This window comes from Pedobacter nanyangensis (assembly GCF_003313505.1).
Taxonomy (GTDB): Bacteria; Bacteroidota; Bacteroidia; order Sphingobacteriales; family Sphingobacteriaceae; genus Pedobacter; species Pedobacter nanyangensis.
In genome coordinates, this window is sequence record NZ_QMHO01000010.1 from 17,747 (window position 1) to 43,343 (window position 25,597).

The 25,597-nt window shown below is 38.1% G+C and carries 13 protein-coding genes; all 13 read right to left on the minus strand.

What is annotated here, in order from left to right; translation table 11 throughout:
- Nucleotide 1: 1 nt before the first annotated feature.
- Complete coding sequence (locus DUT71_RS15055) at nt 2-3,331, minus strand: cellulase family glycosylhydrolase (protein WP_113663377.1); 3,330 nt, start codon at nt 3,329-3,331, stop codon at nt 2-4.
- 109 nt (nt 3,332-3,440) lie between these two features.
- Entirely contained in the window at nt 3,441-5,807 is a 2,367-nt protein-coding gene (locus tag DUT71_RS15060) for a cellulase family glycosylhydrolase (protein WP_113663378.1), read from the minus strand.
- An 85-nt stretch (nt 5,808-5,892) separates the two neighbouring features.
- Complete coding sequence (locus DUT71_RS15065; RefSeq protein WP_113663379.1) at nt 5,893-8,175, minus strand: cellulase family glycosylhydrolase; 2,283 nt, start codon at nt 8,173-8,175, stop codon at nt 5,893-5,895.
- Nucleotides 8,176-8,386: 211 nt separating this feature from the next.
- A complete protein-coding gene (locus tag DUT71_RS15070; protein WP_113663380.1) occupies nt 8,387-9,541 on the minus strand; it encodes a T9SS type A sorting domain-containing protein in 1,155 nt (384 codons plus the stop codon).
- A gap of 183 nt (nt 9,542-9,724) precedes the next feature.
- On the minus strand, nt 9,725-10,438 hold the full coding sequence (locus DUT71_RS15075; RefSeq protein ID WP_205313962.1) for an SGNH/GDSL hydrolase family protein: 714 nt from the start codon (nt 10,436-10,438) through the stop codon (nt 9,725-9,727).
- Between the two features lie 15 nt (nt 10,439-10,453).
- Nucleotides 10,454-12,997: a hypothetical protein gene (locus tag DUT71_RS15080; protein ID WP_113663382.1), complete on the minus strand. Its 2,544-nt coding sequence runs from the start codon at nt 12,995-12,997 to the stop codon at nt 10,454-10,456.
- 188 nt (nt 12,998-13,185) lie between these two features.
- Nucleotides 13,186-14,691, minus strand: coding sequence for an L-fucose/L-arabinose isomerase family protein (locus tag DUT71_RS15085; protein WP_113663383.1), 1,506 nt, complete (start codon nt 14,689-14,691; stop codon nt 13,186-13,188).
- 84 nt (nt 14,692-14,775) lie between these two features.
- Nucleotides 14,776-16,011 carry an MFS transporter gene (locus DUT71_RS15090; RefSeq protein WP_113663384.1) on the minus strand — a complete coding sequence of 412 codons (1,236 nt, stop codon included), beginning with the start codon at nt 16,009-16,011 and terminating at the stop codon, nt 14,776-14,778.
- Between the two features lies 1 nt (nt 16,012).
- Nucleotides 16,013-17,098: a glycoside hydrolase family 5 protein gene (locus DUT71_RS15095; protein WP_205313963.1), complete on the minus strand. Its 1,086-nt coding sequence runs from the start codon at nt 17,096-17,098 to the stop codon at nt 16,013-16,015.
- Nucleotides 17,099-17,149: 51 nt separating this feature from the next.
- Nucleotides 17,150-18,052, minus strand: a complete 903-nt coding sequence (locus tag DUT71_RS15100) for a DUF5017 domain-containing protein (protein WP_113663385.1) — start codon at nt 18,050-18,052, stop codon at nt 17,150-17,152.
- A gap of 22 nt (nt 18,053-18,074) precedes the next feature.
- Nucleotides 18,075-19,892: a RagB/SusD family nutrient uptake outer membrane protein gene (locus tag DUT71_RS15105; RefSeq protein WP_113663386.1), complete on the minus strand. Its 1,818-nt coding sequence runs from the start codon at nt 19,890-19,892 to the stop codon at nt 18,075-18,077.
- A gap of 10 nt (nt 19,893-19,902) precedes the next feature.
- Nucleotides 19,903-23,007, minus strand: a complete 3,105-nt coding sequence (locus DUT71_RS15110) for a SusC/RagA family TonB-linked outer membrane protein (protein ID WP_240186957.1) — start codon at nt 23,005-23,007, stop codon at nt 19,903-19,905.
- 505 nt (nt 23,008-23,512) lie between these two features.
- Nucleotides 23,513-25,489: a sialate O-acetylesterase gene (locus DUT71_RS15115; RefSeq protein ID WP_113663388.1), complete on the minus strand. Its 1,977-nt coding sequence runs from the start codon at nt 25,487-25,489 to the stop codon at nt 23,513-23,515.
- Nucleotides 25,490-25,597: the final 108 nt, after the last annotated feature.

The following is a 25,597-nucleotide window of genomic DNA, read 5'->3' on the forward strand; positions in this document are numbered from 1 at the left end:
TTTAGTCTTGTACAAAAAATTTGGCACTTAACCTCTCGGTAGCTGTTGTCAAGGTTGCCACATAAACTCCGTACGCCAGTTTGTCTTTAATCTCAAGTATATTCTTGCCACTTTGTAACCAGTAGTCTTGAGTTATTAATCTCCTTCCTGCTAAATCAGTTATCGTAAGCTTGGCGTTGGTGTCGTTAGTAACCTCAAACATGAAATTCATTGCCTTATTAATGCCCTGATAAACTTTTAACAATGGCTTTTCCAATTGAAAATTTACCGATATTATTGTTGGGCCAGACGTATTACCATCGAAATCAAATTGTTTAAGCTGATAATAATTTGTACCCAATATGGGATATTGATGTTTGAAATTATAGCTAAAAACCTTGTCTGGTTCGTTGTTCGCTTTAACAGTGGCTAATTTTCCAAACAACTTTCCATCTGCAGAATGCAAAATATCAAAATGCGAGTTATTAAGTTCGGTAGCTGTTTTCCAGTTTAATAGAATGCTATTAAACTGTGTTTTTCCAGTAAAAGAAAGCAGAGAAACTGGCAGCGTAGAATCGGTTGCCACCTTGTACTTCTCTAACACGGATATTTGCGGTCTATCCTGTCCATTTCTCGGCTCTACAGAAAGTGTATAAGTTCCCCATCTTGGTCCGGCTGCCCAATAGGTACCATTAATATTTTTACTTTGTAGGTGTGCCAACATATTATCTAAAACCGTTAGCCAACGGGGGTCATTATCTGGCACACCATATTCACCTATAAAACCTTTAAGATTGTTGGACGTTAGCCAATTAATAAAAGGTGTTACCCTATTAATTCCAGTATTGGGCGTAGCTTCTTCTATTTCGTAACTATTTTGGTATTTACCACTGGCATCTTTATCAAAATATACATGCGCTTCAAATATCAGTTTGCCAGCAGGATCTATCAAATCTTTTAGGTTGTTACTGGCAACAGGCCAACGCTGCGCCGAGCTCCAACTGTCTCCGCCCACTAAAATACTGGTTTCTGTATCTACACTTCTAATGGCTGTGACAATGGTTTGCGCTATGCTTGCCCATGGTGTTGTGGCCAACATATCGTGTGGTTCATTCATGATGCCATATCCCCATATATTTTTATAAGATTTAAACTCATTGGCTAATTGGGTCCAAACATCGGCTACGTGTGCAGCAGATAGCTGGGCAGAGCCGATAATATATTCCGTACCATTTATTTTTCTACGGCCATAATTATGCAAATCTAGTATAACCAATAGTCCTCTTACTTGTGCGGCACTCACGAAAGTTTTCATTTTAGTTAACTCCTCATTATCTAAATTGCCATTTAATATGGGTTGTATGCGCTCCCATTTAAAGGGAAGGCGAAACAACTTCAATCCTTTCTGTTTAAAATAATCGAGCTCTGCTGTAGTTGGATAACTATAATGGGGTTCTCCTATTTCCCCAAACTCTGCCCCGGCCAAATTTACGCCAAATGGCGCTGGGGTTTTTGGTGTCATCTCGTGCTGTATGGCACTTAATGCAACGTAATCAATCTCAACATTTTTATTTAGGTTTTCGGCAGTAACAGGACTGGGCACATCAAATCTAATGATATTTATATCTCCGCTCCATCTTGGATCGTCACTTAAATAAATGGTGTATTCCTTAAAATCGGTATCGTTGGCAGAAATAGGAAATTCTATATAGGCTGCACTAACGGTACCCGTCCACCAATAAAATCTGGCCAAAGTATTTGATGTTTCATTTTTAAGCCTGATGATTGCTGCATTACTAAATTGGGGATCTATGTATCCATCTGGACAATCAAACTTGATAAGACAATTGGTTTTTGAGGCGGTAAGTTTTAATACTCCATTGGCAGTTTGCGCATTGATGTAATTGATAATAGACCATCCTTCTACCTTATCGTTAACCACAAGGTCATTAAATTCCCAAATATGGGTTTGGGCAGTCTGCTTAATTTCGATGTTGCGTTCTACGGGTTTGTTTATGGTAAAAATTTCATTGGCCAAAGTATTAAGGCCCTGCTCTATAATAGCTTCGTTGGGCTTGTTAATTAAATATGCATCAAACCTGTTTTTTTGGTTGGTATAGGTACTGCTATTAGTGATGATCAAATTTTGGATATGAGCCTGGCCCGCAGCAAAATCTGTCCACAATGCTTGGGGCAAATAGTTCATTTCAATAAACTTTATATCCCTACTTAAAACATATTGGTCTCTATAAGCATCTGTTTTAGCCTTAACCTGTAATGCCTGCAAATATTGTGGTGTGTTTTTTAGCTGTGCCAGATTTATACCTTGCGCTAGTTCATTCGCTGTAAAAGAGCCTATAAATGAACCATCAATATTTAGTGCATATTTACCCGCACTAAGCATTGCGATTTTAAGTCTTTCGTTGTTCAGGTCATTGTTAAAGGGCACAAGTGCTAAAGCTGGTTCAGCATCTGCCGCAAGGGGAAAAGGCAAACTTTCTGCCTTATATTTAAAGGTAAGGACATTGTTTATAACGTTTAAATCTGTAATGGTACAAAATTCGCTTTTGGCAACCGAATTATTCTCTATTTCAATGTTAGCCACATATTGGGGAGCATCGGTGGATTTTAAGAACTGATAGGCCATTACAAAATTGCCCGGAGCAGCCGGATGGATACGATCGTTACTAACAATGGTAGACTTGATATTGGTTTGCTGCAACTCCTGATTAATGGTGTTCATTATGGTCCAATAATCGATAGTTTTAAGGTTAAACTCAGTGGCCAGTTCATCGATAATAAATGTGCATTTCTGTAGTGCTGCATTAACACCGGGCCTGTTTGCACCCGTCAAATCGCCAGTGTCGTCATAGATACTTGGTTTTTGTAAAATGACCTTGGTATTCGCCTCTAGTAATTTAACGATAACATTTCTGAGATACCCTTTGTAACTATTTAAGGCATTCTGTTTTAGCGTTTCGATATTTGCCTCTCCCTGTCTTTCGGGCGCATATAATTCGCGGTTTACATCATTCATGCCAGCCATTACTACAGACCAATTAGCCCCCTTGTTCAATATATCATTATTTATTCTTTGTAAAAAGCTATTGGCATTATCGCCCCATTTACCAGAATTGTAGAAAACAACCTTACTATTGGGAAAACGAGTAGCATAGTATAGCAGTATAAAATTATGGAACCTCCCAACGCCAGACGTACCATGTGTAATGCTATTGCCAATGAAATTGATACGATCACCATCCTTAAAAAAGGAATCATTCCTGTGTTGTGAAAAAACTGTGTTTTGAAACAACAACACAAAAAAAATAGGGCATAGCATTAACTTTCTCATGGTAATAGATGATGAGTTCTGGGTTGACAATAATTTTACTTGGAAGCATAACTGTTAACTCTACTTTTTAACAAATAAGGTTAACAGTTATTAATTTGAGATGATGGAATTATTTTCGGGGCTGCTCTGTATAGATGTATTTTTCTAAGATTACCATTTGTGGCCTATCTACATCATTTTTAGGTTCTATGGCCAAACGATACTTGTTCCACCATGGGCCAGCTGCCCAATAGGTTCCGTTCAGATTGTTTTTGGTTAAATAGGTCAAGAAATTATCCAGCGCCACTAGCCATCTAGGGTCGTCATCTGGCACACCGTATTCGCCAACAAAGCCTCTAAAATTATTTTCCTTTAACCATTTCACAAAAGGGGTTGCTCTTTTAATACCAATATTTGGATCAGCCTTTTCTTCATCATAAGACCGTTTGTAAGTTCCAGAAGCATCTTCATCGAAATAAATATGCACTTCGAAAATCAAGTCTTTTGATGGGTCTACCAAGTTCTTAAGATTGGCACTAAATTCCATCCATCGTTCTGCCGAACTCCAGCTATCGCCTCCTACCATAATTGGCGTTTTTTGATCTACTTCTCTAATTTTATTGATACAGGCTTGCGCAATATTAAACCAAGAGTTAGGTTTAAGCATGTCATGTGGCTCGTTCATTAAACCATAGCCCCAAATATTATCTTTTCCCTTAAATTCTGTTGCAATTTTCCTCCAAGCATCGGCTACGTGCGCTATAGGCAGGTTTTCAGAATCAATAATTTCTCTAGTTCCATTTACATATCTACGACCGTAATTGTGCATATCTAAAATTACCCATAGCTTTCTTTCTCTAGCGGCGTCTACTATAGTCATCAGGCGTTGTAGTTCCAATTGATCTAATTCGCCACCCAACTCGTGCTGCAATCTTTCCCATAAAAATGGAATTCTTATGAGGGTCATTCCTTTAGATTTGAAGTAATCCAATTCGTCTATAGTTGGGTAAATATAATCTTTTGCATAAATGCCGGGTATTTTGTTATGGGCAAATTCTGCACCAGCCAAGTTTACGCCAAAAGGAGCTTTGCTTCTATCTGGCATATTTAAATCAGATTTACTAATTTGAAAAGTATGTTCTTTTGGTCTATTTGTAGTATAAATAACACCAGCAAGACTGTCAATCTGCTTTTCAAACATTCTTTGTGAAGGTTTATCTTTCAGATAATCATCAAATACCTTCTTAAAATTAGGATATCTGGCGTCATTGGAAGTTTGCATAAAGCTAAGGTAGTTATCCATAAATGCTTTAATGCCATTAAAGTCGCCATTCCATAAATTTTCTGGCAAATAGCTAAACTCTACAAACTTCAGGTCTCTTACTTTACGTTGAGTATTGCGGTACAAAATTGCCTGTTGTAATACCTTAACCGCTTGTTTATATTGTGGTGTATTTTTAAAGTTGGATAGATTAATTCCATTTTCTAAGTTTTGTGCGGTAAAGTTTCCAATAAAAGTACCATCAATGGTTAGTGTATAGCTTCCTTCGGTTAGCCCTCCTATTTTTAGAGATTGTTTGTTTAACTCTTCGGCAAAAGGAACCAATGCCAAAGCTGGCTCGGCCTCTTGTGGCATAGGAAAAGGCAAGCTTTCTTCTTTTGCTTTAAATGTTATTGTTCCATCTTTTACCGATAAGTCTTTTACTACAACATAACTTGAGTTTTTAACGGCTCCGTTTTCTATTTCTATAGCAGATACTGATGTAGGTGCACTGGTATATTTTAGAAACTGATGTGCCATTACAAAATTTCCGACTGGACCAGGGTGAACCCTGTCGTTACCTACTATAGTAGCTTTCGGATCTTTTTGTTGCAACTGTTTGTTGAGTTGCGCCATAATAGTCCAATAATCAATAACTTGGAGCTTATATTTTTTGGCAAGTTCGTCTATAATGCCTGTACATTTTTTAAGAGCATCGTTAACACCCATTAAATTAGGTACGGGCAAATCGCCTGTTTGATCGTAGATACTTGGCTTTTGAAGAATAATTTTGGTCTTGGTCTTCAATAACCGCTGGATAACCGTTTCATAGTAGTTCCTATAATCGCTCAGAGCTCGTTCCTTTCTGCTCGGGATATCTGTATCTCCCTGTCTTTCGGCCGCATAAAGACTACGGTTTACATCGTTCATACCAGCCATAATGATAGACCAGTTTGCTTTTTTGGGGATAATATCTGCATCCATACGGCGCAAAAAACTATTTGCATTATCGCCTTTGATACCTAAATTGTAAACGCTGATATTTAGTTCTGGAAATCTAGTGGCATAATACACTAAAATATAGTGATGGAAATCGCCACTGTGGGTGATACTGTTGCCAATAAAACTAATCTTGTCGCCAGTTTTAAAAAAGGAATCGGTTCTGCTTTGGGCATAGGCTCCATTCATTATCATTCCTACCAGTAGAAGGCAGATTAAGGCAATTCTTTTTTTCATTCTTTTGTGTGTTATACTAAGTATTCTCTAAAAACTATTTATTCATCTATATTAGATATGACATCTTTATTGTCATAACATAAAACTACTTCTTAATCAACTTTTGGCTGTAGAAGATACCGTTATCTTCAACATTTACCAGATAAGTACCCGAATTAAAAGTTGAAACTTTTAAACCAAATTGCTCGTTTATTTTATCTAAAGTTCCTCTTGTTTCAAAAAGCAATCGACCATCTAAGGTTAATAATTTCACTTTTAGTATGCCTTTACCATTATTCAACACCAGTTCTACATGGCTATCCACTGGGTTTGGCACTATCTTCAGTATCTTTCCTTTTGTTAAATTAGCATTAATGGGCACCAGTTTCTGCAGATGCGTAAATTCTACGTTTGCCGAAACTGATGTTACTATCGGTGCTGATGTTGCTAGTTTAACATAATCGATATGCACAGTTTTATTTATCGAACCTGTAATACCGCCAAAAGGCACATCGAAACGGATAATCTTTATACTGTTCTTACTTGTCCAACTGCTAATTTGGCTAAGGTCAACAACATATTCTTTATATTGGGTATCGTTGGCCGTAATGCTAAAATCGGCATAGCTATAAGCAATATGGTCATGCCAATAAAATCTTGCCTGTGTTTGGTTGGTTGTATTTTTAAGTCTGACAACAGCATATTTGTGCAGTGTAGTTTGAATGGGATCGAGTGGTGTTACATCATATTTAATGTGATTATTGGCTACTACAGTCTGTAAGTTTAATATACCTGCGGAAGTAGCTGGATTGGCATAATTGATAATAGTCCATCCTTCTACTGCATTGGTTACAACCGGGCGATTAAATTCCCAATTGTGCATCATGCTACGACTATCAACAACCGCTGAAGTGCTTGATATATTTGCCGTAGTATAATTTTGCAAAACCGACATTTGCACTCTATCATTACCATTTTGTGGTTCTACAGATAAGAAATAGTCATTCCACCTTGGTCCTGCCGCCCAATAGGTTCCGTTTATGCCGTTTTCCTTCAGATAGTTGAGCATATTATCTAAGGTAACCAACCAACGGCTGTCGTTATTGGGTACACCATATTCGCCAACAAAACCCCTAAGATTATTTGTTTTTAACCATTTTACAAATGGCGCAACCCTTACCACACCTATGTTGTGCGTAGCCTCTTCCAGATCGTAAGTTTGTGTATACAACCCTCCTGCGTTTTTATCGAAATAAATATGAGCTTCATAAATTAGATTGTTAGATGCATCTATCAGATTTTTAAGGTTATCGCTAGCGGTAGGCCATTTACTGGCAGAACTCCAGTCATCTCCCCCAACCATAATTGCCGTACCCGCATCAACCGTTCTTATCTTTGTGATAATGCCCTGTGCAATATTAAACCAGGGAGCTGTAGTCAACATGCCATGGGGCTCGTTCATTATTCCATAGCCATATATATTTTCATAATCTCTAAATACCAGTGCCAGTTTTTCCCATACATCAGCTACGTGTGCAACAGAAAGTGTAGGCGAACCGATAATAATGGTGTTTCCGTCCATCTTCCTTCTTCCGTAATTGTGCATGTCTAATATCACCCACAAACCACGTGCTCGAGCCGCATCTACAAAAGTTGTCATTTTTGCCAATTCGGTAACATCTAGGTTTCCATTTAGCGTAGGCTGGATGCGCTCCCATTTAAAGGGCAGTCTAAATAGTTTCAAGCCTTTTGATTTGAAATAATCCAACTCGGCAATAGTTGGATAGCTATAGTCGTTCCCGGGAATATCACCAAATTCTGCACCCGCTAGGTTTACGCCAAAAGGTTGCGCCAATGGAAATTGTATGGGCGGCGAGGCCGCCAATCTAATATGGTCTACACTAATAGTCTTGCCCAAGGATGCAGCTTGTACATTGCTAGGCAAATCAAACCTAATGATCCGGATACCGGCAGTTTGAGCTGTCCAGTTACTATTGGTGCCTAAATTAATTAAGTATTCTTTAAAAGTATTATCATTTGAACTGATAGCAAACTCTATATAATAGGCTGTACTATTATTCACTCCCCACCAATAAAACCTAGCTGTGGTTTGCGAGGTGGTATTTTTAAGTTTTATAGCTACATATTTATATACAGATGGGTTGTATGGGTTGGTATACTCATCAAACCTAATGTTTGAGTTAGACTGTACGCTAAGATTTAGGGTACTGCTAGTTGTGGCGGCGTTAGTATAGCCAACAATATTCCATCCATCGGCCTTATTGGCCGCAACTGGGGCATTAAAACTCCATAAAACCGTATTGGCAAACAGCTCATTATAAGCTACACAACATAAAAATATCCCGACAAAACAGATTTTTTTAATCATTTTAGGTTTAATTTATATTTGGTTTGTTTAACAGAGCGTATAATTATTAGCTATGCTTACTGCCTATAATATCTTAATAGGAAACAGCTAATGTATTTCATAAACAAGGCTTAACGCTATTACTCTCGTTAAGCCTTTCGTTGTTCTATTCTTATTTTTTCGTGAAAGAACTGTTCTTTCTATTAGCTCTTGGCTGTTATTCTCGATTATTTTACTTCGCCGTAAATTTTACGCTTGTGGTTTCCGCTTTACCAGCTAAAGTGGCCACATATACACCCGCAGTTAACTTTACAGAAGAAAGTTCCAGCACATTTTGCCCTTTAGTGAAAGTATAAGGGTTCTCTATAATTTTCCTTCCAGAAATATCTGTAATGAGCAATTTTCCTTTATCATTGTTAGTTGCAAATGCAGAAATCTTTATAGCTCCAGTGCCTGCATAAACTTTAAAATCGACGTTCTTAAGACCCGAATTTACCGCCACTACTTCAGATTTTCTGGTTTTACCATCGAAATCTACTTGACTTAACTGGTAATAGTTGATTCCCGGCAATGCTTTGGTATCTGTATATTGATAGTTAATTGCGCTATTTGAATTGCCTTTTCCCTCTTCGCGAGCAATTTTTTCAAAATTAACCGCATCTGCCGAACGTAATATATCGAAATGCGAATTATTTTCTTCGGATGCTGTACTCCAATTTAGTTGGATGCCGTTAGCTTGCTTTTTGGCGGTAAAGCTAGCTAAACTCACTGGAAGTGTTTGTAAATCGCTGCCAAACCTAATATATTCTATACTAATTGTTTTATTTGCATAATCTGCCGGCAATGAACCACTTCCGGGATGTCCGCTAGGCAAATCGAACCTGATTATCGGCATATTTCTGTGGGTACCATCTCCTGCAGGTGAAGCATCTGCATCCCCTCCTGTAAATTCCCATTTATTTGTTCCAAAAGAAACTCCATTGCCCGAGAATGCCTCGCTGGCTAAGTCTATGGTATAATCTTTATAACCAGAATTAGCATCAATAGTAAAAGGTATATATATCCATGCATTAGCATTTCTAAAATAAAATCTGGCAATTGTTCCGTCAGTTTCGTTAGCCAAACGTACCCTTAGTAATTTATAGATTTTTGTAGCAATGGTAGAAGCAACTCCTGGATTATATTGCAAATAGGCTGCTCCAGCAGCATTTATTTTAAGATTTAATGCCGTACCCGAATAACTGAAGGTATAATTTACCGATGACCACGATGAGGGCAAATTAGACGTTGCCGGAGGTTGATTAAACTTAAATTCCCATAGTTGGGCTTTTGCTCCCAATGCAAAGCATAATAAAAATGATAAAAATAAAGTAGCTGTTTTTTTCATACAAAAAGATTTTAATACTTGGTTAAACGGAAAGAGTTGTACACTCTGTTAATTATTAGCTAATTTACCAAGTTAACGCACTAAGTTTTGCATATTTTTTTTGCCATCATTGATACTTTTCTGACCATGTACTCAAAATTGTACCACTACATTAGCAATATGCTAGTTAATATCTATTTTATGCTATTTGAACCATCTAAAAAGTTCTTCGGCAATAAGATTGTGTCCATTTTCGTTGGGGTGGTTCACATGCGACATCAGTTCCTTTATAGAACCTTTCTCTTTGGCTATTTTTTGAAACTGAGCAAACGGGTCGCCCAAGCCAACTTGATACTTTACCGCCAGTTCCCTAATCTGTGTCGCATGTAGAGCCAGCTTATTATTAGAATCGGTAATATCTTCGCGTTGATCGGGGGATGGCGTAACCAAAATTACCTTGATATTTTTGGACAGGGCTTCTTCTATCATTTTGCTCCATGCAATTTTGGAGCGTTCTAGACCGATGCCCAAATCATTCAGTGCATAATCTATAATTACCACATCCGGTTTATGCGATAGCACATCGTTGGTAAAACGTGTCTGTCCTTTTTCGGCCCACTCGCCCCCAATGGAGGTTAAAATTACATTGATAACCGCATAAGGGTAAATGGTTTTTAACTTACCCAACAAAAGGTGCGGGTAAGATTCTAAAGTGTGCACTTTAGAGCCTGTCCAATATCCCGATGGTACGGAATGACCATGAAAAACCAAGTTTATAGTACGGTTTTTGGGGAACTTGGTTTCCAATTGCTTTTTTATTGGAGCAAGGTAATTAACCGTATCCGACAGTTTACCAATTTGTGCATTAACCGTAAGGGTAAATAGCATACCCAATACCATACCGCTAAATTTCTTCATTATTCTATTCATTATCTACCAAGAAACCACTAATTCGCCAGTAACATTTTTTACGACATAGTTATTTCCATATTCTTTTTCGCCCTTGGCAAATTTAAGATGCCCTTCTTTCCACGGGTAGGTGCTATTCAGATAAAAATGGATGGTCTGCTCGGTCGTTTCATCATTTGGAAAAACCCGCACTGTAGCATTTTTAAGTCCATATACCTGCAGCCTTCTGCTAATACCTAGTTCTCCAGAGTGCATTTCTTTACAAGAAACAATACCGTCGTTCTGCTCTACAAACACTCTTGCCTCTCTATGCCAAGCCGTAGGAAAAGAATAGTTGGCCTTTCCGTTTTCCATTACGGCATCATAGCCTACCAAAATGGGTGCACCCTGCGCAAATTTAAAACCATGCCTTACTGATGTATTGGGCACATATCCCGAAAAGAAATAGCCGTTGTTGTTACGGGCAATGCCTAATACCGGATTTTTAACATCAGAATTTTGCTTATCTACAGTGTATTCCAGCCCAAATTCTTTAAGAATGTAACGCAGGTAGAGCGGTCCAACAAAATATTCATTCGGATCATCTGGCTTTAACAACCTGCCGCCTTCAAAATGACTAGAATTTGTTCCCCTTACGTAGGCTATCTTGCCACCGTTCCATTCTGGTAATTCCCTAAACCAAAGCACATCTCTTATTTGACCGTCCTTAGAGAATTTTACGAGAGATTTAGTGCTTTTATCATTTTTATTGTTGATAACAGTGCTTATTCCACCGCCAGAGAATAGAGATTGATGAGTGATTTTATCGCGATAGCTTCTATTAAGGTTATCTAACAGGTAGTTATTTACTATTTTAAATTCCCCGATTAGGCTTGTCGAATTTTCTAAGTTCAACAATTCTTTAAAAGCAGCGCTAGCATAATCCGCTGGACCGTAGACTACTAATTTTCCTCCATTTTTAACAAAGTTGATTAGCGTTTTTTCGTAAACCGAATTAGCATCGGGCACAACGGCCAATAAAATAGATTGGCTAAACAAATTTGGTTTTTCTTGTATTGCCGTGGGAAATGATTTAGTTGATATTACCGTATTCAAAGGTAATCCGTTGTTAATGGCCTGTCTAATGAACCAATCACCATAGTAAATTTCATTTAGCCTGTTGGGTTGGTTAGACGCCCAGTTATGGTATTCATCGAAAGGGTAGACCCATACCAGTGGTGCAGCAGCGGTTGGGCTGTTATATCGTGCTTTTAAAATATGCGGGATAACTTCGTTTGGCACTTGTGTTGGCATGTTGCCGAAACTATCATCTATGGTTAAAAAATTAAGATGTGTAGGCAGTTTGATTTCGCCTTTGGCATTAATGCGTGACGCCGACATAGGCAGATAAATATCATGTGGCTCGCTGCCATACCTGTCTAACCATGGACTATTTAACCACCAAGGGTCATGTGTATAATAACGGTAGATGTATTTGTCATCGGGCAGTTCGGCCATTCGAGAGAGGTAGCCAATCATTTCCAATCCAAAATCTCCATCTAGTGCAGCCCAAGGCGAATTTGGCGGTGGCAATAGGTTAAAGCCACCATTGTATATCGCTCTCAAATCAACACCATCCTTAGCTAAATCAATACCAGTAGATAGATTGGTGCCCCGGGTTTCTATCCTGAACGTTGGACATTCTGCCCTGAACAGTTTCCAGAAGTTGATGATTTTTTCCTTGGTTTCGGCTAGACGGTGGGAATTGAAACCTGTTCCTGTAAAAATAACACCAGTTGATGCCCAAGGCTCCATACCAAAGCCAAAACCGTTGCTAAACCAGATATAATCGAAATTAAGATCTTTTAAAAAATGTTGGCTTTGACGGCCAAAAAAAGTACCGAATGGGGTGTTTGCCGGAATACCATTAGGAAAGCCTGCATACTTGGTTTTATCTTCATTTAAGGTAGCATAACTGAACACAAAGCTCTTTTCGCCCATGGCACTGCCTTCTAGTATTTCGGGATGCTTTTTATATTTAAATTCAGATTTTGCAAACTCCGGACCTGGATCAAAAGTAGCTCCTATTCTTATGGGTCTGCCCGTAATGGCTGCGCCTACTTCTTTTAAAGTGTTAACGATAAACCTTAAATCCTTAAAAGTATAATTTGGGGGATTTTCCATGTAATAGTAAGCCCGCTCATGCAATGAAAGTTCTTTTGGACCCGAGCCTATGGCGTGTTCGGTATTTGGGTTTCCGATATACTTAGACCACTCCAAAGGTTGGTTTAAATTGCCTGTGTAATCTAAAATTTCAGAACCGTCAGAAGTCCAAAGCATGATAGAAATAGTATCGGCATGGCGCAACAGAGAACTCCACTGTGTAAAAATCTCCTCTGCCACCCTTCTAATATCTTCCTTGTCATTTTTTTTAAACGGTTTTAAAGAAGCTTCTAAAGTTATATTCTGAAAGGGAACGCCTCTAAGATTACTACTACCTAACGAGGTTAATGGCCTTTGCTTTAGATGACTGCAACCATATATTAATAGGCTTGCAGCAATTAAGTATAAAAGATATTTTAATTTCATTTGTGTGCGATTTGTTTAGAAAAATAGCCATATTATTTAATAAATGGCTTATTTTTTCATGAAAGTGACAAGTTGTAAGCCAATTTGTAACTGCTTTTAGAAACAAGCTTAACTTCTTAAAAAATTAATGACCAATAATGTTTTTCGAAGCTTTCCTAACCAGCTTATTGTTTTATTGCGACTAAACCTTATTCTACAATTACAGCTTCTATGTTTAAATATTCACCTATTTTTTTAATGGTTTGCGCATGATGGCCAATACCTAAAGCAAAGTGGTGTGTTGGACCTTCTTTAACCCATTTTTTAAGGAATGTACGTACATCTGGTTTAAAATACCCCCGAGTATTGGTATTTCCTGTTGGTGGTATCGGGCCTTCTACCGATGTTCCTTCGGCAATTACAAATTTGAATTTGCCCTCGTAGTTAGAACTGATGCTCAGCATGGTAATTGGACCTTCTTTAATCTTAAACTCTACCCCTGCACCAAAACCAGGCTTACCATGATACTTTTTTAAACTTCTTAATACGGGTTTGCCCTGTGCAATGGTAATGTTATGCGGGCCATCGTGCCCTACCAAAATAAAGTTTTCGGCAAAATCTACTGGATGAAATTCGGCAAAGCTACCACCAATACCCAATCTTTCCATAATGAGCATGGCGATGCAGCACTTCAGATCAGATTCGCCACACATCGGGAAGCCAGCACCAGTTAGCAACGAATTGCCAACAATGAGATTGGTCATCACTCTGCGGGTTTCGCTATTATCTTCTCCTTCGTAATAATAGGCCAATCCTGTTAATTTTTTTTGTTCTACAAATGCCTCTAAAGCTACCGAAACTCTTGCCGCAACTTCTAAATCATCTACTTTTAATTTCTCCGAAATTGGGTCAGAAACTGGATCTGGCGTATCAAAAAAATCTAGGATACGTTCTTTTTCTGATTCTATCGCACTTCTTTCCGCTCGTTCATATTGGGTTACAATTTCATTTGCTTCGCATTGTACAATGTGCACTCCAAAATGTGCCGTAAGCATAGTAGAGTCAGAGTGCATATCTAACATAGCTTCTATCGGATGACCGATATGCCCTATCCTTGCTGTTTTTAAATCGTGCAGAACCCTAGCAATATTGCAATACTCTGCTATCTCCTCTTCTGCTTTCGGATCATCATGTAGTGTGCCGATAATTACATCGGGTGCCTTTTTTCCCATGCGTACCGCCACACCTGTAAATTCTGGCAACGAACATACATCATCATTGTATAATTGTTGGTAAGTTGACGCCTGTTTATAGTTTAATGCCTTATCTGGCTGTAATGCCACCAATACAATAGGTACGTCTATACTCTTAATGATGATACCAAATGTACTTGAGGTTGCATAGGTAAGCATATCGCAAAATATAAGATCGAGATTTGCCGACTTTAATTTTGGAAGAATATCGTAGGCTCCAGTCACATCGTCAACCATTCCAAAATCAATCACTTCTACATGGTTCTTTTTTACCTTATCAATAAAGATTTCCTGCTTTTCGAGCATTTGCTCGTACAAACCCTCAAACTGTGGCCAGTATTTAGCGTAGCCCACACCAAATACACCTATACGTGGACTGGTTTGGTTTCGTTTTTTAATCTTATTACTTATTGTTGTTTGGTTATCAAAACCCGCTTTAACTTTTGCTGCTAATTCACTCATTATCTATCTTAATTAATTAATATCATCTTAACGCGTTAACCTATTTTGTATATAAAAATTTAGCTCATTTTGTAAGCATATAGCCTATTCTGTTGTGATAGGTTTTATTTTGGGGATAAAGACCATTAGAATAAGAAATGCCAAAGGATACATTAATCCGCAAATTATCCAAAGTGGATTGTAGGAATAATTTTGTACCACAAGCCCTATCAATGGGTTTAAAATAATTCCAGCAATTGCGCCAGCAGTACCGCTAAGTCCCACTACTGTTGACGTGGCGGTGTTTCCAAAAACATCTGATATGGAGGTAATGTAATTGGTAATCCAGAACCCGTGGGCAAACATGAGCAACGACATTAGACCTATTGCCCAAGTTACCGATGATACGCCCTGTACAAACATTGCCCCCAAGGTTAAAAATGCAGCTATGCCCATTACTGTTTTTCTCGCCTTATTAATTGAGAAACCTACTTTCAATAATTTATCTGAAAAGTAGCCACCAATCATGTTAGATAATCCCAATGCCAAAAACGGTATCCATAACAAGCGTCCAACTTCATCAAAAGAGACATTTCTTTCTTCGTTAAGATATTTTGGAATCCAGAACATAATGAAATAAAAAACTGGATCGAGCAAGAACCTGATGACCAAGAATACAATTGCATACTTGTTGGTAAGAATCTTTAAAAATGGAATTGGCTTGCTAGACACTAAAGCCGTCTGTTGTAGCAATGCTTCTTGTTGTCGGGCTATTCTTTTTTTGTTCCATGGTATAATTACCCATACCACTAACCAAACAAGTCCCACAATACCCGGAATAATGAAGCTCCAACGCCACCCCATCTGATTTGCTATCCAGATGGTTAAGGGTGGCGCCAATACTGCTCCCATTGCCGAACCACCAATGGCAATACCGTTAGCAAATCCACGTTCTTTTTTCTCAAATAGTTCATTTACAGTTTTAGCTGCTGCTGGAAAACACCCGCCCTCGCCAACGCCCAACAAAAACCTGAACAATATCAATTGGTAAAAAGTATCCATAAAGCCATGCAAACAACTGGCAATAGACCACACACCCACCGAAAAAGCCAAACCTAGTTTTGCTCCGAACTTATCCGTTAAACGGCCACCAATGGTAAACATCAACGCATAGCTGATAAGAAAACTGGTATTTACCATTCCATATTGTACATCGGTAAGATGAAATTCCTTTTGTATCTTGATGATCGTAATGGAAAGCACTTGGCGATCTAAAAAATTAAGGCCTGTGGCTATAAAAACCAATATGAGTATTATCCAGCGTATTTTATTTGAACCCATTTTATTTTTGTGTAGGCGAGGTGGCCTGATAGTTTTGAAGTATTTGCATTTGTGGTCTGTCTATGCCATTACGCGGTTGGATAGCTAGTCTGTAAGTTCCCCATCTAGGCCCGGCAGACCAATAAGTTCCGTTGATATTGTTTTCTTTCATGTATTTCAACATATTATCCAAAACTACCAGCCAACGCGGGTCATCGTCTGGAATACCATATTCTCCTATAAAACCTCTTTTTTTATTGGTTTTTAGCCATTCCACAAAAGGGCGCAATCTGTTTACACCAGTTTGTGGTGTTGCTTTTTCTTGGTCGTACGTACCATCGTAAGTCCCAGCAGAAGTGTCGTCAAAATATACGTGTGCCTCAAAAATAAGGTTATCTGTATCATCACGTAATGTTTTTAAATTTTCGCTTACCTGAGGCCATCTTTCGGCAGAACTGTAACTATCGCCACCAACTAAAATAGCTGTCTTTTGATCTATTTCACGAATTTTGTTGATAGTTGCCTGTGCAATGCTAAACCACGCAATGTTAGAGGGCATATTGAAAGGTTCGTTCATAACGCCATAGGCCCAAATGTTTTTCTTTGTTTTCAGCACTTCGGCAAGTTTCCCCCAAAAATCGGTAAAAGCCGTTGTTGGGACCAGGCTAGTGCCTATTATTTCCCTATTTCCGTTAACTACCCTACGTGCAAAATTATGTACATCTGGTATGATGAGTATATCGCGAACAGCCGCAGCATCTATAAAATCGGTAAGTCTTTTAAGTTCTACTGGATCTAACGGCCCATTTAAGACTGGCTGTACTCGTTCCCATTTAAACGGCAAGCGTACCAACATCATGTTTTTTGATTTAAAATAATCCAAATCTGTTACTAGCGGATAACTATAATCTTGTTGATGCTGCCCTGGTACGTTTGCGCCAAACTCGGCTCCAGATAAGTTGGTACCAAAAGGTTGTGGTTTAAGCTGTACACCGTCTGGCGCAACTGTCTCGACTACTGTATTTTCCTTTTTTTTGCCACAAGAGGTTACAATTAAAAAGAAAACCAATAATAATTTACCAAACATATTTACATACATAAACTTCATACCTTCTTAATTAGAATACCTATTTCTTCTTTGCTCCATTATTACTTTTAGCTATGGCGTTACTGTAATTTCTATTTGCCTCACAATCGATTTCTGACCATCGGCATTTGCATTTGATGCCACAAAAGCTACTTTATATTTTCCAGGCTGTGTATATCCTGCAAACTTGTAGCTGCTTAGCGTGTTACTGCTAATATATTGGATTGCTAAACCTTTATCTGGGGCAACCTTTGTAAAGAAAAGTGGTTTCGTAATAAACCAATCTTCACTTTCTGGCGCATTTGGACCACCTCCTATAACTACTAAATCCGCAATAGGGTTACCTCTTGCAGTCCAGCTATTGGCATCGTTTTTAATAGAAAAAGCTAACCAGCCAGCATTTTGTAGGTTGGCGATAGGCAAAATTGTTCCATCGGTTAACAGAGTGGATGCATTAAATGCAGGAATAATCCAATTACCTGCTGCTTTTGTAGGGTCTTGTGCTCCTACAAATTTTAAGGCAAAATATAAGGGCTTACCAGGCTTGGCAATATCTGATAAATTCATAGTTCCCGATGGCACCACAGTAGTATTTGTAGTAATTGTAGCTCTAGATGTGATATCAGTCCAGTCGGCGGCTATTACAGCTTCTTTAGTTAGTGCCGTAAGTTCTGTTGTAACCATCAGCTTTAGAGAGTTGATTTGTGTTCCTCCTCCACCATATTGGGTGTTTAAACTGATTTGGGGTGTACCTCCTTCCAATTCGGTCCTATCTTTAAAGGTATAATCGGCCCCGGGCAAACCAGAATAAAATGTAATATTCTCTACCCTTCCGGTAAAATTGAAATTTATAGGCTCTCCTACTTTATAGGTAAGTTTTTCAGTTGTTACCTCAAATTTAGGCTCATTTACTTCCATTTCTTTACTGCATGATAATACAATACATGCCAGTAAAATGATATATAATTTCTTCATTGGAATATAATTATTTAGTTGATTAATATCCTGGGTTTTGTACCAATGCTTTGTTCAACGTGATATCATAGATAGGAATAGGAAACAAAACTGACCTTGCTGTAACATTATTGGTCCAAGCTACCATTCCATCAATTGCGCCAATAGCTCTAGCATCTATTGCATACTGTTTGATATCATTTACAAAATTACCCCACCTAATTAAATCGGATCTCCGCAAGCTTTCAAAACATAACTCTTTAGCACGCTCATTTTTTATGGCTATTAACATGGCCCCGGGAGAAGCAATGTCTCCAGCAGTTAAATCTGCATCTGCATTTTGTGTTAAAACTGCTGCCGCAACTGCACCAGTGCCGCCACCTCCTGTAATGGTTATAGTTGGGGGTGCAGCATAACCATTTGTTTTGGTTATCTGTCCATAATCAGTAATATTTATAGCTGTAACAGCACCACCTGCTATTGTAGCCGTAGCTGTTATTTGCGTACCGCCCACCGTTACTGTTGGAACCGAAGTATAGCCTGTTCCTCCATTTGTAACTGTAATAGATTTAACGGTATTACCATATAGAATCCCAAATCCTCTTCTTCTTACCTCGTTAACATACTGAGCCGCATTTGCTGGACCATTTACTGCATTTTCAGCTTCTGCTATCATCAACAATACGTCCGAATATCTTAACAACGGAAAATTCTCACCAGTAACATTATTTCCTTTGGGAGTGAGAGTTTCATATTCGCGTCTCCATTTGCCTGCATATCTTCTGTGAAGGTCGGAATTGGCGGTATAAACGGCTGTGGTTCCCGAACCCCAATGATAGGGAGCAATGTTCCAATCACGTCTAATGTCATAAGAAGATTTGATAGGAAGTGTACTTTCTGCACTTTCTTTGTACAGGTTATAGAGTTTTCTCGTAGCAAAAATTAGCCCTGAACTATTGCCTTTGCTTTGATCTACACAAAGAATGCCAAAACGACCTCCTGTTACATAACTATATTCTTGCAACCCTCCTGTACCGTTACCATAGTATTCTACTTCCCAGATACTTTCCTTAATATCATATTGATCTCTAGCATAGCGTTTAAATACTTCACGATAGTCTGCTTCCAGCTCATGACTTCCCGAGCTTTTCACTTTTAAGCCCCAATTTAATGCTTCTTTATACATTGGTATTCCTCCATTTAAGGGATAGCCCGCCATTTTAAGATATACACGTGCTAAGATACCCTGTACTGCAGATTTCGATACTCTACCACCAAATGTTGCTACACCTGTTCCTGCGGCATCTACATAACCCTCAGCTGTAATCATATCTTTTACAATCGCATCATAAACATCTTTTTGGGGAGTTTGGGGTATATTTAGCTCTGTAATTGATGGATTTGATGTTAACAATAGTGGTATATCACCATAATTACTTACCAACAAAAAGTTGAAATATGCTCTTAAAAACAGCGTTTCACCTTTTATTCTGTTTCTAGATTTTTCGTCAAGTGCCGGATTATCTACCACAGCAAGAATATTATTGGCTCTATATATACCTTGATATAATTGCCTCCATAGATCAGTTATCCTTATATCAGCTGGACTATAAACATAAACTGTACTATTAGAAGATCCAGATCTTTCTAAACTTAAGTCTGAAGTAGCATTTAGCCAATAAGGATATACATCTTGATAAACAGTTCCCAATACATCATAAACACCCGCTAAACCCGTTTCCAATTGGGCTATAGTGTTGTATTCTGGGGTGATAAAATTTGTGGGTTTGGTATCTAAAAATTTCTTGCAAGATGTACTACATAGTAACACAACTGCTAATAATATTAAGTTCTTTTTCATTGTATACTATTTATAATGAGGTGCTTAATCCGAAAATTATTGTTCTTGCCAATGGATATGATGCAAAATCAAATCCTGGCGTAAGTACAGAATGTCTGGTCGAAACATCTGGATTTGAGCCAGAGTACTTGGTCCAAGTAAAGATGTTCTGTGCCGAAAAATGAGCCCTTAAGGTTTTTAGTTTTAGCCTTTTAACCAAATCTTGTTCAAAATTATAGCCCAATGCTACAGTCTTTAATCTTAAGAACGAACCATCTTCAACCACCCTACTAGAAAAGTATGCATCTCTTTGCCCTCCGGTAGCGAAAAGTGTATTACTAGGATTATCGGGCTGCCATCTATCTGCATAAGTTGCATATTGGTTCAAGGCCCTTAATCTCTTAGCATTACCTTCAAACAATAAACGATTTGCATTTATAATATCATTACCATAAGACCATTGAAACAATATGTTTAAATCGAATCCTTTGTAAGAGAAATTATTGGTAAAACCACCTGTATGAATTGGCAAACCACGTCCTATTACGGTAAAATCTGCAATATCAATCTTGAGGTCGCCATTTAAATCTTTATATTTAATATCTCCAGGCCGTACATTTGTTTGCCCGTTGGTGGTTATGTGGCTTTTTAATTGCCATACACCTGCAATGTTGTCAAAATCAGAATATTGATAAACACCATCCCAAACTAGGCCATACATGTTACCCGCAGATTTGCCCACAGGTGAAATATATGAAGGGACACTGCTAAAATCGCTATCAAAAGCAACCTGACTAGTGATAGATGAAATATCTTCATATAGTTCCAGTATCTTATTCTGGTTAAAGCTGATATTAAAATTGGATGTCCATTTGAAATTTGGCTTATCGATATTCACTGTGTTAATGGTCAATTCTAGACCTTGGTTTCTCAACTTACCAATATTCTTAAAAGCGGTAGCTCTGTTGTATATATTGTACAATCCGGTGGAATATGGCAAGTTTGCTTCTATCAATAGGTCTTTTGTTGTTTTTCTATATACATCTGCAGTAATGTTCAATCTAGACTTGAATAAGGATAGGTCATAACCAATATTTGCCTGTACAGTAGTTTCCCATCTCAAATCTGGATTACCATAAGCTGTTAACAATGCGCCACGTGTAGGGGCGGCATTATTGAAAGAATAACCACCAAAACGCGGAAGCGACAACTGAGTGATGTATGGAAAATCTGACACCCTATTGTTTCCTGATGCCCCATAGCTCACACGAAGCTTGGCATCCGATATGACATTAATATTTTTAAAAAAGTCTTCTTCCTTCATTCTCCAAGAGGCATCTGCCGAAGGAAAAAATGCCCAACGTTTTCCAGGAGCAAATTTGGAAGAACCATCGTTACGGAACGAAGCGGTAAAATAGTACTTGGATTTATAGTTGTACCTCACACGCCCAAGAAAAGATGCCATGGACCAAAGTGAGCCATTTGAGAAATTGATATTGGTTAATGCCTCGTCTAATCCATCTAGTCCTAGCTGTTCGTTAATTACCTGTTGTGCTTCTAAACCATAATATTTATTGGTTTGGTGCTGCATGGTAAACCCGCCAACAATATTTACATTGTGTGCTTTATTAAATATTTTTTGATAGGTTAAGATATTTTCGTTTGACCATGTATTGATAGGATTAAATACAACAGAGCCATTTACCCCTTCTACCCTGCGAAAATTTCCTTGGGCTGTTAACGAATTGAAAAAAATGTTTCTATTTACCATCGTACTAGCAACTCCGCCAGATACTCTGAAAGTTAATTCTGGTAAAATTTTAAACTGTGCCCATGCATTTGCATTCAAACTGTTCACCTTAGTTTCTCTTAGTTCATTTTTTGCCGAAATGATAGGGTTTACGCGAAAGTCTCCGGCAACAGCTAATGGATCAAACAGTTCTTCTATTATTTGCTCTCCAGCACCTGCTACAGGTCTAAAGCCCCAAACATTATACATTAAAGCTAAACTACTATAAGTGTATTTATAAGCTGTTTCTGTAGCAATGGTTCCAAAGGTTTTTGTTGCTGCGTAATTTAAGTTTGTACCTACCTGCACCCATTTGTTCACTTTGTGGTCTAAACTAATCCTACCTTGATAACGTCTAAATCCAGAATTGATAATAATACCATCTTGATCTAGCACATTTCCAGAAACTGCATAGGTTGTAGTTGTGTTTCCACCTCTCAATGAAAATTCATGATTTTGGGTTGCTGCGCTTTTGTAAATCTGGTCTTGGATATCAATGGTGGGCACATTGCGGTAGTCTTCCAATGGCATTGCATTCAGATAAGCATTCTGTGCATATACAGGCTCTAATTCGGCCTGATATTTTACAAACTCATAGGCGTTCATTAGGGCTATTGGTTTTGGATTTTCCGAAAATCCGGCGTAGCCGTTATAGGTAATTACCGGCGCTCCGGCTTTACCTTTTTTAGTGGTGATGATAATCACACCATTTGCTCCTCTGGCACCATAGATAGCTGTTGCAGACGCATCTTTTAATACCTCCATAGATTCTATGTCTGAAGGATTAATAGAATTACTATTAGCATCTTCGGTTGGGAAACCATCAATTACATATAAAGGTGTTGGATTTTGGGTTAATGTTCCGGTTCCTCTTATTACAATGTTGGTGTTTGAGCCGGGCTGGCCATCATTAGTACCTACAGATACACCTGCAACACGTCCTGCAAGTGCCTCATCAAATGATTTAACAGGTGCTTTTTGTAAATCGGTAATGTTAACTTGACCAATGGCGCCCGTTAAATCCTTTCTGGTTGTTTCTCCATAACCTATAACCACGACCTGGTTTAATAAAGATCTTGATTCATTCAGAGATACATTGATAACTTTATTACTACCGACCTTCACTTCTTTTGGATCCATTCCAAGAAAAGCGAATATTAGAATACTCTCAGAGTCTTTAGCTTGAATTTGATATGCTCCTTTTGTATCGGTAACTGTGGCAGTACTAGTGCCCTTTATCTTGACACTAACACCAGGCAACACCTGATTATTGAAATCTTTAACTGTTCCTGTTATTGAAATCCCTGTTTGTGCATTAACGCCGAGAAAACAAAAAGATAAGGCCACAATTAAAAGATGAATTTTCCTTGATAGATATGGAGGCTTTCTACAATTCCTTCTCCATTTAGAAAATTTCGATTTTTCACCACTTTCTAATGAACGAAAAGGGTAAAAAAAGTTACGACATACTTTCATTTAAATTTGGTTTAATATATTGGTTAGTATACTTAATTTTTTATTCGATGAGAAAACTAATCCTACTTTCACGAATAAATTTCTAATTCGTTTACAATATCTCCTGCCCTTTTCTTTACCTGTAGAATAATGCAGAAACAATTTCAAACTTAGTGCGTTAAGACATTGTGTATCAAAATTGGGAATTTGTTAGTATAAGCGATAATACTTTTTTGTCCAAAACACGTACAAAAACGTAAATTAAATATTTAGATATGTATAGTATTGAAGTTTTTCCCGTACTTAAAAAATAAGTAGTTTTTTTAGACCGTAATTTTCAACATATAGATAGTCTATATATAATTAGGCTGTAAACATATTATTGTTATTATAAAAACTAGTTGATAGAGTACTTCACATGTCGTGTAGTCACTTCCCAATCATCCGTACGGAAGGGAACTGCTGGAAAACCTTCCTTATTAAATACGTTTGCATCGTTAGGGTTGTCGGCCCATGCATATCTTATGGCTATTGGTTTTTTAACCTTTTTACTAGATAATATAATTTTGTTGTGGGTTACATTGGCCATCGCGTAATGAAACTTTTTATCGGACCCTGCTAACTCAAATCCTTTAACATATCCATACTTATCTTTTATTAGTAGGCCATTTTCAACATTTTTATAGGCAATAATTACACTATCTGCTTTAATAGTATAGTTATCCAGTACAGGTCCAGAGAAAACATTTTTCTTGTCGTATGTTTTGTTTAGCGCAATAGCCGCCAAACGTTTTCCTACGTCTTGCTTATTTTTAGGGTGGATATCATTTGTTTCCCCAATATCAATGGTTATTGCCATTCCGGTATTTGTCGTGGATTGTGTAAGCGATTGTGCCTCACGCAGCTCTGCCCACGAGCTACCGGCATTGCTATTTCCGTTAGCACCTCTCCAGCTGGCCAACTGTACATAGTAGAAAGGAAATATTCCAAGATTCCAGTGTGTACGCCAATCGTTAATGAGCAAAGGGAAAGTTGTACGATATTGATAGGCCCGATTTGCATTGTTTTCTCCCTGATACCAGATGACGCCTTTTATAGCAAACTTAGTTAGGGGATAAATCATTGCATTAAACAAAAGTGTAGGATAATCGTTAGGGTTGCCTATATTTCCTGTATTAGAAGACGAATTTTCGAAGACACTTTCTACTTGATATTTCCAGTTGCCGGCAAGTGATATCATATTATCTCCGATGGTAAGTTTTATCTCATCTGGCGTTCCGTATATACCACCGCCACCACCTGTATCTTCTACCCTAATGGCTATCACATTTTCGCCCTGTTTTAAAATACCTGCCGATATGGGATAGGTACGCTTATCGCTATATTTATCCTTAAGGCCACCTACTTTAATACCATTTACATAGGTTTCGTCAGAATCGTCTATCCTAGCCAATTCTAACAAACCTGCCCCACTCACGTAATCTGCCGATAAGATTATTGTTTTACGGAACCACACCACACCATCAAAATTTTCTATAGATTGTTCCCACAACCCTGGCAATTTAATGAGTGGCCATTTAGAATCATCAAAAGCAGTGTTTTGAAATGTTTTTACAAGTGCATCCTTAGGAAAGCCGTCTTGTTTTTTTTGCATACTTCCGATAATATCAATTTTCCGTTGCTTAATCAGTTGCTCTAGGTCTACATTTTTGCGAGCCATATTATCGGCTGTAAAAAGATTGCTTGTTTCCAATGCGCTTCTGCTTATCCAAGTTTCTATATCTGTACCTCCCCATGAAGTATGGATAAGCCCAATGGGGATATTTAGTTTTTCTTGCAAGGCTTTCGCGTAAAAATAGCCCACTGCGGTAAACCTACCCACATTTTCCGAATTGGCCTGTTTCCATTGTACTGTCCTATCCAAATCATCTTTTGGATGATAGGCCATTGCTTTAGGAATTTCTATATGTCTTATTAAAGGAAAACTGGCATTTTCAATTTCCTCTTTTGCATTTAAAGAGCTGCTTACGGCAAATTCCATGTTAGATTGACCAGAGCATACCCAAACATCACCCAAAAGCACATCATCTATGCTAATGCCTTCCTTACCTCCTCTTATTATTAATTGATAGGGGCCACCGGCAGGTTCTTTAGCCAGAAATAATTGCCATGTACCGTTTATAGCGGCTTTAACAGTTTTCTGCTGAAACTTAAAACTTACCGTTACTTTTTCGTTAGGGTTTGCCCAGCCCCAAATTTTTATAGGCTCGTCTCTCTGTAACACCATCCCATTACCAAACAGCTTGGGAAGTCTAATACCTGCTGAACTATCATTAACACAAACAAAAACAAGAAAGAATAGTATATATCTCATCTGATACAGATATTTCAATTTAAAAGAAGTTTGATAATATCAAATTTATTAGAAACCACATTAAGCTGCTCATACTTTTTTAACCAAAGTGTGGAGATAATTATCCCT

What these genes read in the sequence shown, in the direction of transcription:
- DUT71_RS15055 (WP_113663377.1), bottom strand. Translation starts at nt 3,331, where the DNA reads ATGAGAAAGTTAATGCTATGCCCTATTTTTTTTGTGTTGTTGTTTCAA.
- DUT71_RS15090 (WP_113663384.1), bottom strand. Translation starts at nt 16,011, where the DNA reads ATGGGTTCAAATAAAATACGCTGGATAATACTCATATTGGTTTTTATA.
- DUT71_RS15105 (WP_113663386.1), bottom strand. Translation starts at nt 19,892, where the DNA reads ATGAAAAAGAACTTAATATTATTAGCAGTTGTGTTACTATGTAGTACA.
- DUT71_RS15065 (WP_113663379.1), bottom strand. Translation starts at nt 8,175, where the DNA reads ATGATTAAAAAAATCTGTTTTGTCGGGATATTTTTATGTTGTGTAGCT.
- DUT71_RS15070 (WP_113663380.1), bottom strand. Translation starts at nt 9,541, where the DNA reads ATGAAAAAAACAGCTACTTTATTTTTATCATTTTTATTATGCTTTGCA.
- DUT71_RS15095 (WP_205313963.1), bottom strand. Translation starts at nt 17,098, where the DNA reads ATGAAGTTTATGTATGTAAATATGTTTGGTAAATTATTATTGGTTTTC.
- DUT71_RS15100 (WP_113663385.1), bottom strand. Translation starts at nt 18,052, where the DNA reads ATGAAGAAATTATATATCATTTTACTGGCATGTATTGTATTATCATGC.
- DUT71_RS15080 (WP_113663382.1), bottom strand. Translation starts at nt 12,997, where the DNA reads ATGAAATTAAAATATCTTTTATACTTAATTGCTGCAAGCCTATTAATA.
- DUT71_RS15060 (WP_113663378.1), bottom strand. Translation starts at nt 5,807, where the DNA reads ATGAAAAAAAGAATTGCCTTAATCTGCCTTCTACTGGTAGGAATGATA.
- DUT71_RS15085 (WP_113663383.1), bottom strand. Translation starts at nt 14,691, where the DNA reads ATGAGTGAATTAGCAGCAAAAGTTAAAGCGGGTTTTGATAACCAAACA.
- DUT71_RS15115 (WP_113663388.1), bottom strand. Translation starts at nt 25,489, where the DNA reads ATGAGATATATACTATTCTTTCTTGTTTTTGTTTGTGTTAATGATAGT.
- DUT71_RS15075 (WP_205313962.1), bottom strand. Translation starts at nt 10,438, where the DNA reads ATGAAGAAATTTAGCGGTATGGTATTGGGTATGCTATTTACCCTTACG.